Source organism: Bradyrhizobium sp., assembly GCF_035570375.1.
Classification (GTDB): Bacteria; Pseudomonadota; Alphaproteobacteria; order Rhizobiales; family Xanthobacteraceae; genus Bradyrhizobium.
On record NZ_DATMLW010000037.1, the window covers coordinates 25,845 to 42,628 of the forward strand.

The window sequence follows — 16,784 nt, forward strand, 5'->3', positions numbered from 1 at the left end:
TCTTTTCCGGCCCATTCGACTTTCACAAACTCCCGCGGCCGATCGGCCCCGGCGAACCAACGCTCGCGCAATCGAGAGGCAACCATGACTATCAATCTCAATGTCCCTGACATTCGCGAGCTGAGGCCGCGGATCACGGTATTCGGCGTAGGCGGGGCCGGCGGCAACGCCGTCAACAACATGATCACCGCCGGACTGCAGGGCGTCGATTTCGTCGTCGCCAACACGGACGCGCAGGCGCTGACGATGTCGAAGGCGCAGCGCATCATCCAGATGGGCACCCAGGTCACCCAGGGGCTCGGCGCAGGTTCCCAGCCCGACGTCGGCGCCGCCGCGGCGCAGGAGGTCATCGACGAGATCCGCGACCATCTTTCCGGCGCCAACATGGTGTTCGTCACCGCCGGCATGGGCGGCGGCACCGGCACTGGCGCAGCACCCGTGATTGCCAAGACCGCACGCGAGATGGGTATCCTTACGGTCGGCGTCGTCACCAAGCCGTTCCACTTCGAGGGCCAGCGCCGCATGCGCACGGCGGAAGCCGGAATCAACGAGCTCCACAAGGTGGTCGATACGCTGCTGATCATTCCGAACCAGAACCTGTTCCGGGTCGCCAACGAGAAGACCACCTTTGCCGACGCCTTCGCGATGGCGGACCAGGTGCTCTATTCCGGCGTTGCCTGCATCACCGACCTGATGGTCAAGGAAGGCCTGATCAACCTCGACTTCGCCGACGTCCGCGCCGTGATGCGCGAAATGGGCAAGGCGATGATGGGCACCGGCGAGGCTTCCGGCGACAAGCGCGCATTGACCGCAGCGGAGGCCGCGATCGCCAATCCCTTGATCGACGATTCCTCGATGAAGGGCGCGCGCGGCCTTCTGATCTCGATCACCGGCGGCAAGGACCTGACGCTGTTCGAGGTCGACGAGGCCGCCACCAGGATTCGCGAGGAAGTCGACCAGGACGCCAACATCATCGTCGGCGCCACGTTCGACGAAGCGCTCGACGGTCTGATTCGCGTCTCCGTGGTCGCCACCGGCATCGAGCAGGCGCAGATTGCCCGCAGCGTTTCCGGCGCGCCGGCAGCCACGGCGACCCCTGCCGCGACGGCGAGCCCGGCGCCGGACTCCCGTCTCGCCGAACTCACCGCGCGGCTGCGCGCCGACAATGCGCGGCTTGCCGAGCGTGCCCAGAAAATGGAGAGCACAACTGCGGCAAAGCCGGCGCCGGCGCCGCGCGCCTCCAACAGCGTGGAACGAGCAGCACTTGCGGCGATTGCCGCAGCGGTTGCCCCGGATACGCCGAAAACGGCACCGGCACAGGCGGCGATCCATCCCGCCTCGTATGGCGACGTTACCGTTCGTCCGATCGCGCAGAAGCCGTCGCTGTTCCCGGACCCTGAGGCCAAACCCGCCCCGATCCACGAACCGCCGCCCGAAACCTTCATTCCGCAAGCGGCCGAGCGCGCGCCCGCGCGTGCGCCGCGGATGCCGAAATTCGAGGATCTGCCGATGCCCGCCCAGAACGAGATCCGGCAGGCCCGCGGGGAAGTCGAGGAGGATCATCCACAGAAGAACCGGATGTCACTGTTGCAGCGTCTGGCCAATGTCGGCCTGGGCCGTCGCGACGAGGAGAGCGAACCGCCGGTTGCGGCGCGCTCCTCAGGCCCGGCCATGCCGCCGCTGCCGGAGCGCAAGCCGCAGCGGACGCATCAGCCGCCGGTATCTGAATATGCTCCACGCCCCGCGCCGCAGGGACTCGACGCTCACGGCCGCCCGGCGCCTGTTGCGCCGGCGCCACAGGGAGACGACCATCTTGATATCCCCGCTTTCCTGCGCCGGCAGGTGAACTGACTTTTGTTACAAGGCTGACCCGCGAAAAGGTCCCGGCTCCGCCAGCCGGGACCTTTCCTTTTTCGCCCCGCCCGAGCCAGGGATCTCTTCTCAAGTAACTGATTTTAAACGATTAACCATTTATTTGGAGATTCGGTGGTTTTTAGGCGGACCGGCTTTTCCAGGGGCGAATTTGGTTGGCCGCTGGCGCGAATACGGCGGAGATAGGGTAACAATCGGTAAAAAAGCGTGAGTTGGCGCGTTTTGGGGCGGTGCTATTGTCATCCGCGACTTGGGGAACCTTTGAGGTGAGTCGGCACAAAAAACGTGTCGATGCAATCTCTTGGTAAGTCGGTGTGGGCAGTCTCGAATGAAATTTAGCCGGCAGACAACGCTTCGGTCGCAAGCCACCGTCATGGGCGTGGGCGTGCATTCCGGTTTACCCGTCAATCTGACCATAGGACCTGCATCTGTCGATGCGGGTTTTATTTTTGTGCGCACGGGCCTCGATAGCTGCGACCGCGAGGTTCAGGCCACCGCCGAATCAGTGATCGCCACCGAATTCGCAACTGTTCTGGGCGACCGCCATGGCCCGCTGGTTTCAACTGCGGAACATGTGCTGGCAGCGCTCCGCGGCATGGGCGTCGACAATGCCACGATCGAGATCGATGGCCCGGAAGTTCCGATCATGGATGGCAGCGCCGCATCCTTTGTCGCCGCGATCGATCAGGCCGGGATTGTCGCGCAATCGGCCGCGCGCCGTTTCATCCAGGTGGTGAAGCCGGTACCGGTCGCAATCGGCGATTCGTTCGGCGAGCTGCGGCCCTACGCGGCGGGGTTCCGCGCCGAGATCGAGATCGACTTCACGAACCCCGTGATCGGTCGCCAGAAATACGCACTCGATCTCAGCCCCGAGAGATTCCGCCGCGATATTTGCCGTGCGCGGACCTTTGGATTCATGAATGAGGTAGCCCGGCTATGGATCGCGGGTTTTGCGCTCGGCGCCTCCTTTGAGAATTCGATAGTGTTTGATGAGGAAAGCCTGCTCAACACCGAGGGCCTTCGCTACAGCGACGAACCTGCCCGCCACAAGGTACTGGACGTGATCGGTGATCTCGCACTCGCCGGGCTGCCGCTGCTGGGAGCTTTCCGCTCGATCCGCGGTGGCCACAAGCTCAACCATGCCGTGCTGACGGCCCTGATGGCCGACCGCAGCGCCTATCGCGTGGTCGAGGCCGAAACCGTCCGCCGTCCGCGGACCCACGCCGAGGTCGGCAGTGGCATCCTGGGTGGTCTGGTTGCTCCCGCCTACGGCCCCGAAATCTCCTGAAACAGACCGGTTTTCCGCTCCCTGAATGCCGGCGCTGCTCTCGGGTGCAAATTTTGGTCTTTTCGGGCGCACAATTCGCGCCTGTGCAAGAGGTATCTGTCTCGGCGGGCCACCGCTTGACCCGCCTTAATCCGGGCGAAATGCCTCCCTATTCGGTTGGTTGAGCGACTTATTTTGGATAAGCAGGGCTGGATCCGGCGCCGGGAGGCGGGCCGCCAGCCTCGATCGCGCGGGCATCCCACGACGACAGGCGTCAGGTTCTTAGATTTATGGCGACAAAGCGCATGACGCTCGCATCACATCAGCCTTCCGGCGGGTCGGCCTTTGGTCGGCGGGCACAGCCGTTCCGCCTGGCTTTCGGGCTCATGCTTCTCGCCGTTACCTTGAGCGGATGCAGCACCGCTACCGAAACGTGGGATTCGACCAAGGAATCGATCAGCAAGGTTTTTTCCAAGGACGACACCTTCGTCGAAGAGCCTGCGGAAAAGCTCTACAATCAGGGCTTGTTCCTGATGAACGAGAAGAGCGACCCGAAGGGCGCCTCGAAGAAGTTCGAGGAGGTGGATCGCCAGCATCCGTATTCCGACCTGGCGCGCAAATCGCTGTTGATGTCGGCCTATGCTTTCTACAAGGCCAATGACTACGACAGCTGCATCGGTGCCGCGACCCGTTACGTGACCCTGCATCCGGGAAGCCAGGACGCGGCCTATGCGCAGTTCCTGATCGCGGCTTCGCATTACGACCAGATTCCCGACATCACCCGCGACCAGACCCGCACCGAAAAGGCGATCGCCGCGCTTGAGGAAGTGGTCCGCAAGTACCCGACCTCGGAATATGCGGTGAGCGCCAAGCAGAAGCTGGAGGCCGCGCGCGACCAACTGGCGGGGCGCGAGATGAATGTCGGCCGCTATAACATGCAGAAGCGCAACTTCACCGGCGCCATCAACCGCTTCAAGACGGTTGTCACCCAGTACCAGACCACGCGGCATGTCGAGGAGGCGCTGGCGCGGTTGACCGAGGCCTACATGGCGATCGGCATCGTCAGCGAGGCGCAAACCGCCGCCGCTGTGCTCGGGCATAATTTCCCCGACAGCCCCTGGTACAAGGACGCCTATAATCTAGTAAAATCCGGCGGGCTGGAGCCGAGTGAGAATCAGGGCTCTTATATCTCCAAGGCCTTCAAGAAGCTGGGTCTCGGCTAGGACTAATGTGGCGGTCCAGAGGTCCGCCACAATTGCCGCCGCACGTTCGTCATGCGGACTTCTGGATCAAAGCCACACTTGGTGGAGCGGATTTGACATTCGCTACCCACCCGGCCACAAACGCGCAATGCGAATGGCAAATCCAAGGCTGCACTAGAAACATTTACTTGCTAGGGTCCTTTGATTCCAACATTGGCAAGAGTGGCTGCTGAGGCGGGAAGCGAATGTTAGAATCGGACCACTAGGTCAATAAAATTTGCTAGTGTCCTTTCGATTGCGAAGTTCGTAAGCGAAGGGCCGCAACTTGTTACGAACTTCGCAATCGGGACACCAGGAATCTTCTTCGCATGCTGGCGCGTCTGTCGATCCGTGACATCGTCCTGATCGAACGGCTCGATATCGAGTTTTCCCGAGGGCTCGCGGTGCTGACCGGCGAGACCGGCGCGGGCAAATCGATCCTGCTCGATGCCTTCGCGCTTACGCTCGGCGGCCGCGGCGATGCTACTCTTGTCCGGCACGGCGCGGAGCAGGGCCAGGTGACCGCGGTGTTCGATGTTCGCAAGGATCATCCGGCTTCGGTGATCCTTTCCGACAACGGGCTCGACGACGCAAGCTTGCAGGAATCGGGCGAAATGATCCTGCGCCGCGTGCAACTGGCCGACGGCCGCACCCGCGCCTTCATCAACGATCAGGCGATCAGCGTACAGACCCTGAAAGCGGTCGGCTCGGCGCTGGTCGAAATCCACGGCCAGCACGACGAACGCGCGCTGGTCGACGCCTCGACCCACCGCCGCCTGCTCGATGCCTTTGCAGGCCTTGAGAAGGAAGTCACCGCGCTCGAACAGCTTTGGAACGCAAGACGTGCGGCCAATCAAGTGCTCGAGGAGCACCGCGCCGGCATGGAGCGCGCCGCGCGCGAAGCGGACTATCTGAGGCATGCTTCCGACGAATTGAAGAAGCTCGCGCCGAAGGACGGCGAAGAAACCGCGCTCGCCGAACGCCGCGCGACCATGATGCAGGGCGAGAAGATCGCGGCTGATCTGCGCGAGGCCCAGGAGGCCGTCAGCGGCGATCATTCGCCGGTGCCGGCACTTTCGGCGGCGGTGCGCCGGCTGGAGCGGCGGGCGGCTAATCTGCAGGCCCTGGTCGAGCCCGCGGTAAGGGCGATCGACGCGGCGATCAACGCGCTGGAAGAGGCCGATCAACATCTCAATGCCGCGCTGCGTGCGGCCGATTTCGACCCCACGGAGCTTGAACGCATCGAGGAGCGGCTGTTTGCGCTGCGCGGTGCCTCGCGCAAATATTCGACGCCGGTGGATGGCCTCGCGGCGCTTGCCACAAAATACGCCGCCGATGTGGCCCTGATCGACGCCGGTGCCGATCAGCTCAGGAAACTCGAGGAACTAGCCAGTGACGCCGACAAGCGCTACAGCGCGGCCGCGGCAAAACTCTCCGCCGCGCGGGTCAAATCCGCCGAAAAGCTCGACAAAGCGGTCAATGCCGAACTTGCGCCCTTGAAACTCGAACGCGCGAAGTTTTCCACGCAAATCGATTCCGATGCGACATCGCCGGGGCCACAGGGCCACGACCGCGTCGAGTTCTGGGTCCAGACCAATCCCGGCACCAGGCCCGGCCCGCTGATGAAAGTCGCTTCCGGCGGCGAGTTGTCGCGATTCCTTTTGGCCTTGAAGGTCGTGCTGTCCGACAAGGGCTCGGCGCCGACACTCGTGTTCGACGAAATCGACACCGGCGTCGGCGGCGCGGTGGCTGATGCGATCGGTGCGCGGCTGGCACGGCTTGCGGGCAAGGTCCAGGTCATGGCGGTGACACATGCGCCGCAGGTCGCGGCACGCGCTGATCAGCATCTTTTGATTTCCAAGGACGCGCTCGACAAAGGCAAGCGCGTCGCTACCCGCGTCAATGCGCTTCATTCCGATCACCGCCGCGAGGAGATCGCCCGCATGCTCGCCGGCGCCGAGATCACCGCGGAAGCGAGGGCGGCCGCCGAGCGGCTGTTGAAGTCAGCGACGGCGTAGTTTTTGTCCCGGGCGCGGCGCAGCGCGCTCGCGCTGCTCCGCGGACCCGGGATCCAATCAACTTTTTGGACCCCGGATCAGCAGCATCACTTGCGTGGCGCGCAGCATCCAGGGCACGCTTGGGATCGCTTTTCATCAAACCATCTTCGCTGTATTCAACGATCATGGCTAAGTCATCAAAGAAGAGCGCGCTGCCCGACATCGCCGTCCTTACCAGGGCCCAGGCCAGGGTCGAGCACAAGCGGCTCGCGCTCGAGATCGAGCGCCACGACCAGGCCTATTATCAGGAAGACGCGCCGAGGATTTCGGACGCCGAATACGACGCGCTACGCGGCCGCTTCAATGCCCTCGAGGCGCGCTTTCCGGAATTCGTTACCGGCCAATCGCCGTCGCAGAGGGTCGGCGCGGCGCCATCAGGCAAATTCAAAAAAGTCCGGCATGCGGTGCCGATGCTCTCGCTCGACAACGCCTTCGCCGAGGAAGACGTGACCGACTTCGTCGGCCGCATCCGCCGTTTCCTGAAACTCGGTGAGGACGACCGAATCGATTTTTCCGCCGAGCCGAAGATCGACGGGTTGTCGATGTCGCTGCGCTACGAAGGCGGCGAGCTCGTCACGGCGGCTACCCGCGGCGATGGTGCGGAAGGCGAGGACGTCACCGCCAATATCCGCACGCTGGAGGATGTGCCGAAGCAACTCAAGGGCCGCCATGTGCCTGAAATCTGCGAGGTGCGCGGCGAAGTCTACATGACAAAAAAGGCCTTTCTTGCGCTCAACGAGCGGCAGAAGGCCGAAGGCGGCACCATCTTCGCCAATCCGCGCAATTCGGCGGCGGGCTCGCTGCGCCAGAAAGACCCCTCGATCACCGCCTCGCGCCCGCTCGGCTTCTTTGCCTATGCCTGGGGGCAGATGAGCGCGATGCCGGCGGATACGCAATCCGGCATGATCGCCTGGTTCGAGCATTGCGGATTTAAGACCAATCCGCTGACCAGGATCTGCCACTCGGTCGAGGAGTTGATCGCGTTTCATCGCAAGATCGAGGAGCAGCGCGCCAAGCTCGACTACGATATCGACGGCGTCGTCTACAAGGTCGATCGCATCGATTGGGAGGAGCGCCTCGGGTTCGTCTCGCGCACGCCGCGCTGGGCAATCGCGCACAAATTCCCCGCCGAGCGCGCAATGACCGTGCTCCGCGATATAGAAATCCAGGTCGGACGCACCGGCTCGTTTACGCCGGTCGGCAAGCTCGAGCCGGTCGGCGTCGGCGGGGTCATCGTGCAGAACGTCACCCTGCACAACGAGGATTACATCGCCGGTATCGGCAACAAGGGCGAGGAGCTGCGCGAGGGGCGAGATATCAGGATCGGCGACACCGTCGTGGTCCAGCGCGCCGGCGACGTGATCCCGCAGGTCGTCGACGTCGTGATCGACAAGCGGCCGAAGGAGGCAAAGCCGTATCACTTTCCGAAGAAATGCCCGTGCCCGCTGCACACTGACGTGGTGCGCGAGGAGACCGCGACCGGCGAGGAGGGTTCGCGCGCCCGCTGCACCGGCGAGTTCGCCTGTCCGTACCAGAAGATCGAGCACCTGAAACTGTTCGCCTCTCGCCGTGCCTTCGACATCGAGGGCCTGGGCGAGAAGCAGATCGAATATTTTTTCGAGCAGGGCTGGGTGAAGGAGCCCGGCGACATCTTCACGCTGCCCAAACGCAACATGAAGATCAAGCTGGAAGAGATCGAAGGCTACGGTGAGACTTCCGTGCGCAATCTCTTCGGAGCGATCGAGCAGCGGCGGCGGATTTCGCTGGATCGTTTCATCTACGCACTTGGCATGCGCCATGTCGGCGAGACCACGGCGCTGGCGCTTGCCCGCGGCTACGGTTCGTGGGAGGCCTTCCACGACGCCTGTCTCGAGGTCGCCTGTGGCGACGAGGAGGCAATCGCCGAGATGGATGCGCTCGACCAGATCGGCGACAGCGTGATCATGAGCATCAAGGCCTATTTCGGCGAGAGCCACAATCGCGGCATCGTCGAGCGGCTGACCAAGGAGGTCACGATCCTCAATGCCGAGAGGCCGAAGAGCAATTCGGCGATCGCCGGCAAGACGGTGGTTTTCACCGGCTCGCTGGAAAAGATGACGCGTGACGAGGCCAAGGCGATGGCCGAACGGCTGGGGGCGAAGGCCGCCGGCTCGGTATCGAAGAAAACCGATTACGTGGTTGCGGGTCCGGGCGCCGGCTCGAAACTGGCTGAGGCCAAGAAGCACGGCGTTGCGGTTTTGACCGAGGATGAGTGGCTGAGGCTGGTCGGGGAGTGAGGATGTCCGCTCTCTCTTGTCGTCATGGCCGGGCATAGCCGTTCGAAGAACGGCGTCGCTTCCGCTTGCCTATGACCCGGCCATCCACGGCTTTCTTGTTTGCGCTATTCCAGACGTGGATGCCCGCGACTTCGAGCGCGAAGACGCGCTTCGCGCTTTTGCGCGGGCATGACGGTTGTCGTGTGGCGGCAAGCTGGATTGCTTCGTCGTTTCACTCCTCGCAATGACGAATGAGAATTTTGCGTCCTAAAGCGACAGCGGCGCGGTGGCGGCGTCGAGCCACAATTTGGTGGCTTCATCGACGTGGGGACGCACCGCGAGGCGAACGCGCTCGTGGTATTCGTTGATCCAGCTCAGTTCGTCGCCGCTCAGCATGTTGAGATCGATCAGGCGCCGGTCGATCGGCGCCAGTGTCAGCGTCTCGAACGTGTTGACCGGCTTTTCGGCGCCGTGGACGTCCGCGCCGACCACCAGCACCAGATTCTCGATCCTGATCCCGAACGCATCGGTCTTGTAGTAGCCCGGCTCGTTGGACAGGATCATGCCGCGCTTCAGCGGCGTGGTGCCGAGTTTGGAAATTCGCGCCGGCCCCTCGTGCACGGAAAGATAGCTGCCGACCCCGTGGCCGGTGCCGTGTTCGAAATCGACGCCACCCTGCCACAGATATTGCCGCGCCAGCGTGTCGATCTGCGCGCCGGTGGTGCCGTCGGGAAACAGCGCGCGCGCGATCGCGATATGGCCGCGCAGGACGCGGGTAAAGCGGTCACCCATTTCCGCCGTCGGCTCTCCGATCGCGATCGTGCGGGTGACGTCGGTGGTGCCGTCCTCATATTGGGCGCCGGAATCGACCAGCAAGAGATCGCCGGGCGCGATGCGGCGGTTGCTCTTGCGGGTGACGCGGTAATGCACGATCGCGCCGTTCGCCCCGGTGCCGGAAATCGTGGGAAACGAAATATCCTTCAACGCGCCGGTGTCGCGGCGGAAGGTTTCGAGCGCTTCCACCGCGTCGATCTCCGTCAGCGCGCCGGCAGGTGCTTCGCGGTCAAGCCAGGCCAGAAAGCGCGTCAGCGCCACCGCGTCGCGGCGATGCGCGGCGCTTGCGCCCGCGATCTCGGTTGGGTTCTTCACCGCCTTGAGCAGGCTGACCGGATCGCTGCCGCGCACCGGCTTGCCGCCGGCTGCCATTATCAGGCGGCTGAAGGCGTCGGCTGCCGTGGCGATGTCGAGCGCGATCGAAGCGCCGCCCTTGGCGAGTTCAGTCAGCCTTGGCGTCAACATCGCCGGTTCGGCGACCTCGGCCGTCCGTTCGAGATGGTCGCGGACGCTGTTGGACAGCTTGCGGTGATCGATGAACAGGGTCGGGCGGCCGCTTTTCGGCACCAGCGCATAGGACAACGGCAGGGGCGTGTGCGAAACGTCGCCGCCGCGGATGTTGAAGGTCCAGGCCACCGCGTGCGAATCCGACAGCACCAGCGCGTCGACGCCGAGTTTTTCGATCTCAAGGCCGATCCGTTTCAGCTTCTCGCTTTCCGCCTCGCCCGAAAATTGCTGGCCATGAAGGGTGACCGGGGCCAGTGGCGGGGCGGGGCGCTCGGTCCACACCGTATCTAGCGGATTGCTGTCGACCGCGATCAGCTGCGCGCCGGCCCTGGCGCAGGCGGCCGCGAGCCGCTCAGCGGCTGCGGTGGTATGCAACCACGGATCAAATCCGAGCCGGTCGCCGGCTGAAAGATGCTTGGCGAGCCAAGTCTCGGGCGGCGGATCCACCAGGGGTTCGATGCGCCAGGCCTTGACGTCGACCTGCTTGCCCGCCTGCAGCGTGTAGCGGCCATCGACGAACAGGGCAGCCTCGGTGGCAAGAACGATCGCCATCCCCGCCGAACCGGTGAAACCACTCAACCAGGCCAGGCGTTCTTCCGATGGCGGCACGTATTCGTTTTGCTGCTGATCGGCGCGCGGGACAACAAACCCCGTGAGGTTGCGCCGCGCCAGTTCCTCGCGAAACGCGGATAGTCGCGCCGTCAGCGCCACGCCGGTTTCGGGTTCTTCGAAGGTCTGGAAGAGGGCTTCGAACATGGGCCGCGACTTTAGGATTAGGAGGAGAACTCCGCAATCGACGCAAATCGCTTTCGATTCGCGCTTTATTGTGATTGAATTGCTGCACCTGCGTAAAGCGGTTTTCATGCCTTTCTGCCGCCTCGGTTCAGAAGTCCGCATGTCGCGGCGGCGTAATGCAACTTCTGAACCCTGAGTGTTCCAACTCACGGACGAGGTGACGCAAAATGCCGGCGTTCACGTTTGAGAAGATCGAACCGCCGGCTCCGGACGGGCCGGTTCCGCCGATCGCCAAGGCGCAGCGCGGCGTCGTGGTTCGCATTCTCGACCGCCTGGTCGAGACGCGCCTCAAGCGCAGGCCCGACGAAGAGGGCGCGGACGCGCGCCAGAAGAAATCCCCAGAATAACGTCATCCCGGATTCGCTCATTACGCCCGCGTCCGGGATGGATGACCAAGCCCCTCAACCCGCCCTGACCAGCAAAAGGCTGCTCCAGCCCTCGATCCGGATATGCCGCTTCAGAACCAGTCCGCGCGCTCGATAGGAGGCGATGACGGCGGTTGTCTGCGGAGTCAACAGTCCGGACAGGATGACGTGCGCGCCGGACGCCAGATGGCGGGACATCGGCGTTGCCATTTGCCGCAGCGGATTGGCCAGAATATTTGCGAGCACGAGGTCAAAGGGCGCGCGCAGCTCAAATTGCGGTGCTGAGAAACCGCTTGCCCTGACCGTTTCCACCAATTCCCCCACGCCATTGAGGCGCGCGTTCTCCGCCGCGAGGCGCAGCGAGAGCGGGTCGATGTCGCTGGCCAATATCCTGGCCCGCAGCGCCTTTGCTGCTGCGATCGCCAGCACCCCGGTTCCGGTACCGAGGTCGAGCACGCGCCTCGGCCGATTCGCCTTCAAGACCTCGTCCAGCAGCAACAGGCAGCCGCGGGTGGTGCCGTGGTGGCCGGTCCCGAAGGCGAGCGCCGCCTCGATCTCGATCCCGGCCTTGTTGGGCGGCACTTTGGCACGGTCATGTCGGCCATGCACGACGAACCGCCCCGCATGAACCGGGATCAGCTCGTCGAGCGTCGCCTTGACCCAGTCTCTGGCTTCCACGGTCTCGAAGCTGATCGAGCGCGCCACCTCCTCGCCGGCAGCCGCGGTGACGAGCTCGCGGATCGCATTCTCGTCGGGCGCTTGCGCAAAGTGCAGGGTGATATCCCAACACCCGGCGGGCCCTTCGAATGCGGCAATTGCCGCCTCGCCTTCGAAAAAATTCTCGGTCAGGAGATCGGCGACACGTTTGGCCGTTTGCTCGTCGCCGATCGCGAAGGTAGCGCGGTGCGTGCTGGGCGTAAGCGTCGTGGTCATCGAAAACTTCGGATGCGTAAGGTGTGGGACTTGGGCGGTCGTCGCTGAGATTTCTCTAACCTGCCTTCGTCAGGTTGAAGCGATCACGCTGCCCCGCGACAGGGGCTGGTCGTCAGTCGGTGCGCCAGACATCGCGGAAAACAAAATGTGACGCAAGGGCATGGCAGCGGCTTTCAAACCTGATGACGAAGATCAAGCAGCGGATTGAATCTGGAACCGGATCGCACCGGAGCCTCTCGCCACTCCGGCATGGTCGCGCAAGGCCGAACGGCTTTGCTTGGCCGTCCACAGCCGTCGCATCAGCGACATCCAGATCGCTTCCGATTCACATGCACTAATGCGCGCCTTCGTTCACGCGCTTAAGATGTAGCTGGTGGATGGAGGCTGGGGACATGGATGGAGTTGAACGCTCTTTGATCGCAACTGCGGCAACCGGTTTTCTGGTAATGCTCGCCGCGATCATCTTGCTGCTGCTCGGCTAAAGGTAGCAGCCCGCGACTTGAAACTGACCAATTTGGATCGTCGTATCCGGTGTCCTTCGCCCGGATACGCCTCGTGACGGCCCCGGATCGCCCGTGCCCCGGGGCCGTTTCGTTTTCTCGCTTCAGCTGGAGGGGGCGTGGGCATCTCCAGCCTGGTGCCAACGGCTCCCGTTCAGCCGGAAGTTTCAAACTGAGACACCACCGGCCATTCACAGGCTTGTCCACCGGGAATACCGTGCCAGTTTGACGGTTTTTAAGCGCCCGTTTGCACAGGTAGTGGGGATTCCCGGTTCTCGACGCCCATCGCTGCTTTCTGTATCGTTGGTTGCTGGGGGCCTAAGTCCAATGCGAAACGGGCTTTATTCCATCCATATTCACATGCTCGACGGCGTCAGGGGCCGCGACAGCGGGGTGATCATCCTGCGTGACGGCAAACTTGCCGGCGGCGGTCCCTATTTCTGGTCGATCGGCACCTACACCGTGGGCAAGGGGACCTGGAAGGGGGAGATCACCACCAACCAGCACACGCCCTTTCCCGATCCCCTCGTCCGTCCGCTGTTCGGCGGCCACGAAGTCACCAGCGGCTTTTCAGGGACTTTTACCGGCGACGAGGCGGAGGTGTTCGGCACCACGCTGGTGGGCAAACAGAGTATGAGCTTTCGCGCGACGCTGAAGTTTCTGGCGGACGAGTGAGGCGCGAGCGATCGCTCCACAAAGTCTTGCTCCGGCTTCTCCACGTCTCACTCACTGGTTTTCCACAGCTTATCCACAGATCTCTGCACGCCCGAAAGCAAGAGACCGCTTGCCTTGTGAGCGGGCCGCTCGCCAAACCTGTCCTTAAAGCGCGATGGCATTACGTCGAATCTCCATCGCGCTTTAGCTTATCGTTTGCGCATGATCTTTTCGGAAAACCGCTGCACACTTTTCCGGATCATGCGCTATTCACCCGAACAGCGCGCGGTGATCGGCCAGGATTACCCGCGCCGCGTTGTGGCCGGGCGCGCCGGTGACGCCACCGCCGGGATGGGCGCCGCTGCCGCAATGGTAAAGCCGCTTCACGGGGCCGCGATAGTCGGCGTGGCCGAGCATCGGGCGGGCCGAGAAGAGCTGATTGAGTGTCAGCGCGCCATGAAAGATGTCGCCGCCGAGCAGTCCGAACTGCCGCTCCAGGTCGAGCGGGGAGAGAATCTGCCGCCCCAGCACGCTTGCCGCAAAGCCGGGGGCGTATCCGTCGACGGTTGCGATCATGAGATCGGCGACTTCCTCGCGATGATCGTCCCACGACCGTCCTTCGGGAAGCTGCGGCGCCACATGCTGGCAAAACAGGCTCGCGACATGCGCCCCCTTCGGGCAAAGCGTGTCGTCGAGCGTGGAGGGGATCAGCAATTCCATCACCGGTTCGCGGCTCCAGCCGTGATCGCGCGCGTCCTGCCAGGCGCGATCCATGTAGGCGAGGCTCGGCGCGATGATGATGCCGGCGGTCAGATGATCGCCGTCGCCGGGAAGTGCGGTGAACGAGGGAAGGGCGCTCAGCGCGACGTTCATGCGGAAGGTGCCGGAGGCGTTCCGCCAATGCCTGATCCGCGCGAGGAAGTCATCCGGCAGCGCCTCTGAAGGCACGAGCCTCGTATAGAGCAGCTTCGGATTGACATTCGAGGCGACGTATCGGGCGCGGATGGTGTCGCCATCATCGAGGATCACGCCGACGGCGCGGTCGCGCTCCACGATCACCTCGCGGACGCCGGCATCGAGCCTGATCTCGGCGCCGGCCGCGCGCGCGGCGCGGGCCATGGCTTGCGTGATCGCACCCATCCCGCCGATGGCATGGCCCCAGACGCCCTTCTTTCCGTTCACTTCCCCGAACGCGTGATGCAGCATCACGTAGGCGGAGCCTGCGGAATAAGGGCTTGCATAATTGCCGACGATGGCATCGAAGCCGAACAGCGCCTTCACCAGATCGCTCTCGAACACCTCGTCCAGCATCTCGCCGGCGGAGCGCGTGAACAGGTCGAGCAGCGAGCGCTGCTGTTCAAGCGAGAGTTTTCGCAGGATGTTGGCGGTGCCAACCGCATTGAAACTTTCGCGGATCGCGTTGGCGCCAAAACCTTGCGCGAGGTTGGGCGGTGCGCGCAACACCAGCGCGCGCAACACGTCGGCGATTTCTTCGAGCCGGCGGTTGAAGCCTTGCAGGCTCGCGGCGTCGCGCCGGCTCAGCCTTTCCAGCGAGGCCCGGGTGCGGCCTTCGCCGGTCAAAAGACAGCTGCCGTCAGGGGCAGGCAAAAAATTCTGCGCGCGCCGCTCGACGATCCGCAATCCGTGCTCGGCGAGCTTGAGGTCCGCCATCACTTTCGGATTGAGCAGGCTGACCGTGTAGGCCGCGACCGAATTGGAAAAACCGGGATAAAACTCCTCCGTCACCGCCGCGCCGCCCACGACGTCGCGACGTTCAACGACTTCTACGCGCAAGCCGGCACCTGCCAGATATGCGGCGCAAGTGAGGCCGTTATGGCCGGCCCCGATAATGACAACATCCGTCTCGTTCATGCCTGCTTCAGGATCGCTCTTGTCAGATCGTGATCGCCTGTACTCGCCGGACCCGCCTAGTGTCCCGATTCCGAAGTTCGTATCATTGTGCGGCGTACTCGTTTAACGAACTTCGGAATCGAAGGGACACTAGCAAATCTATGGCCAGTGCGGCTTTTGGTTCAGAAGTCCGTATGACGAACTCGCGAGATGCAACGATACGGACTTCTGAACCGCCACACTGGCGGGTTTTCGGACTTGATGTTCATATCGCTGCAACGGCGATCCCTCGGATTTCCGATCGTGTCTAGCGAAGATGTGAAGATTGGCACAGCCCCGAGGCGCATTGCCCGCGCTGCGGCCCTGTGCTCCATTGCCGCCCCCGGCGCCCGCCGGCTGACTTTGTCTCGCGTTCTCGCCGGAAAACGCTTCGCCGGAGCTTTTATGACGCATCCCGAACCGAGCGCGGCTCACGGAGCCGCGAGCCGAAACCGGCTGGTTCTTCTGGTCTATACCGCCGCCATTTTCGTTAGCGCCCTACTCCTGTTCTCGGTGCAGCCGCTGTTTACGAAAATGGTCCTGCCGCGGCTCGGCGGATCGCCGGCCGTGTGGTCGGTGGCGATGGTGTTCTTTCAGTCGCTCCTGCTCGCAGGTTACGCCTACGCGCATTACCTGATGCGGCTTAATAACCGCCGGATCGCGGTCACGGCGCACCTCGTGTTGTTGCTGGTCGCGCTATTCACGCTGCCTTTGTCGATCGCCGCCTCCTGGGGCGACCCGCCGACCAGCGGCTACGCGCTCTGGCTGCTTGGCCTGTTTGCGGCCTCGATCGGCCTGCCGTTCTTCGCGCTCGCGGCGAACAACCCGCTGCTCCAGGCCTGGTTCGTCCGAACCGGCCACCCCTCGGGCGGCGATCCGTATTTTCTCTATGCCTCTTCCAATATCGGCAGCTTCCTGGCGCTTTTGTCCTATCCGGTGCTGCTTGAGCCGATGTTCACGTTGCGGACGCAGAACCTGATCTGGACCGGCGGCTATGGACTCCTGGTCGTGCTCATCGCCGCTTGCGGCCTCCTGCTGTTGCGCGCGCCGGCCTCAGCCGCGGTCGATACGCTGGCCGCAGACAGCGATGCCCGCCCACCAGTGTGGGCCTTGCGCGCACGCTGGATCCTGCTTGCCGCGGTGCCCTCGGGGCTGTTGATCGCGGTGACCGCGCATATTTCCGCCGACGTCGCCGCGGCGCCGCTGCTCTGGGTTCTGCCGCTGTCGCTTTATCTCCTGACCTGGGTGCTGGTGTTCCAGTCGCGCCCGCTGCTGCCGCACAAATGGGTGCTGTGGGCACAGCCGGCCGCGATCGCGGGCGTCATTGTGTTGCTGGCGGTTGGCGGCGAACAAAACCTGCTACTGACCCTGGGCGGCCATCAACTCTGCTTCTTCGTCATTGCGATGGCGTGCCACGGCGAACTCGCGCGGACGCGGCCGCCTGCGAAATATCTCACCGGCTTCTACGTGGCGCTGTCGTTCGGCGGCATGATCGGCGGACTCTTTGCCGGGCTGATCGCGCCGAATGTGTTTTCCTGGGTGGCGGAGTATCCGATCCTGGTGGTGCTCGCCGCGCTCTGCCGCCCGCCCGCCAGCGAGCGCTGGCCGCGCCTG

Annotated in this window: 10 protein-coding genes and 1 pseudogene; 8 read left to right on the forward strand and 3 right to left on the reverse strand. The window is 63.4% G+C overall.

Annotation, left to right across the window (positions count from 1 at the left end; genetic code table 11):
* The first annotated feature begins 84 nt into the window (after positions 1 to 84).
* The 5 genes from ftsZ to ligA all read left to right on the forward strand — a co-directional run bounded on the left by ftsZ (position 85) and on the right by ligA (position 8,713).
* Positions 85 to 1,851: a cell division protein FtsZ gene (gene ftsZ / locus VNX23_RS04585; RefSeq protein WP_325627997.1), complete on the forward strand. Its 1,767-nt coding sequence runs from the start codon at positions 85 to 87 to the stop codon at positions 1,849 to 1,851.
* A gap of 349 nt (positions 1,852 to 2,200) precedes the next feature.
* Complete coding sequence (gene lpxC / locus VNX23_RS04590) at positions 2,201 to 3,160, forward strand: UDP-3-O-acyl-N-acetylglucosamine deacetylase (protein WP_325627998.1); 960 nt, start codon at positions 2,201 to 2,203, stop codon at positions 3,158 to 3,160.
* A 269-nt stretch (positions 3,161 to 3,429) separates the two neighbouring features.
* Complete coding sequence (locus VNX23_RS04595; RefSeq protein WP_325627999.1) at positions 3,430 to 4,362, forward strand: outer membrane protein assembly factor BamD; 933 nt, start codon at positions 3,430 to 3,432, stop codon at positions 4,360 to 4,362.
* A gap of 347 nt (positions 4,363 to 4,709) precedes the next feature.
* Entirely contained in the window at positions 4,710 to 6,398 is a 1,689-nt protein-coding gene (recN, locus tag VNX23_RS04600; RefSeq protein WP_325628000.1) for a DNA repair protein RecN, read from the forward strand.
* Positions 6,399 to 6,562: 164 nt separating this feature from the next.
* Positions 6,563 to 8,713: an NAD-dependent DNA ligase LigA gene (ligA, locus tag VNX23_RS04605; protein ID WP_325628001.1), complete on the forward strand. Its 2,151-nt coding sequence runs from the start codon at positions 6,563 to 6,565 to the stop codon at positions 8,711 to 8,713.
* Positions 8,714 to 8,959: 246 nt separating this feature from the next.
* On the opposite strand, the gene VNX23_RS04610 is transcribed toward ligA, so the two are convergent.
* Positions 8,960 to 10,789 carry an aminopeptidase P family protein gene (locus VNX23_RS04610; RefSeq protein ID WP_325628002.1) on the reverse strand — a complete coding sequence of 610 codons (1,830 nt, stop codon included), beginning with the start codon at positions 10,787 to 10,789 and terminating at the stop codon, positions 8,960 to 8,962.
* Between the two features lie 206 nt (positions 10,790 to 10,995).
* On the opposite strand from VNX23_RS04610, the gene VNX23_RS04615 reads away from it, so the two are divergent.
* Entirely contained in the window at positions 10,996 to 11,175 is a 180-nt protein-coding gene (locus VNX23_RS04615) for a hypothetical protein (RefSeq protein WP_325628003.1), read from the forward strand.
* A 54-nt stretch (positions 11,176 to 11,229) separates the two neighbouring features.
* Here the strand turns inward: VNX23_RS04615 and VNX23_RS04620 are convergent, their stop codons facing one another.
* On the reverse strand, positions 11,230 to 12,126 hold the full coding sequence (locus tag VNX23_RS04620) for a 50S ribosomal protein L11 methyltransferase (RefSeq protein WP_325628004.1): 897 nt from the start codon (positions 12,124 to 12,126) through the stop codon (positions 11,230 to 11,232).
* Between the two features lie 827 nt (positions 12,127 to 12,953).
* On the opposite strand from VNX23_RS04620, the gene VNX23_RS04625 reads away from it, so the two are divergent.
* Positions 12,954 to 13,301, forward strand: a complete 348-nt coding sequence (locus tag VNX23_RS04625; RefSeq protein ID WP_325628005.1) for a GrlR family regulatory protein — start codon at positions 12,954 to 12,956, stop codon at positions 13,299 to 13,301.
* Positions 13,302 to 13,550: 249 nt separating this feature from the next.
* On the opposite strand, the gene VNX23_RS04630 is transcribed toward VNX23_RS04625, so the two are convergent.
* Entirely contained in the window at positions 13,551 to 15,152 is a 1,602-nt protein-coding gene (locus tag VNX23_RS04630) for an NAD(P)/FAD-dependent oxidoreductase (protein ID WP_325628006.1), read from the reverse strand.
* 423 nt (positions 15,153 to 15,575) lie between these two features.
* On the opposite strand from VNX23_RS04630, the pseudogene VNX23_RS04635 reads away from it, so the two are divergent.
* A pseudogene (locus VNX23_RS04635) lies at positions 15,576 to 16,784 on the forward strand (class I SAM-dependent methyltransferase); the annotation flags it as partial.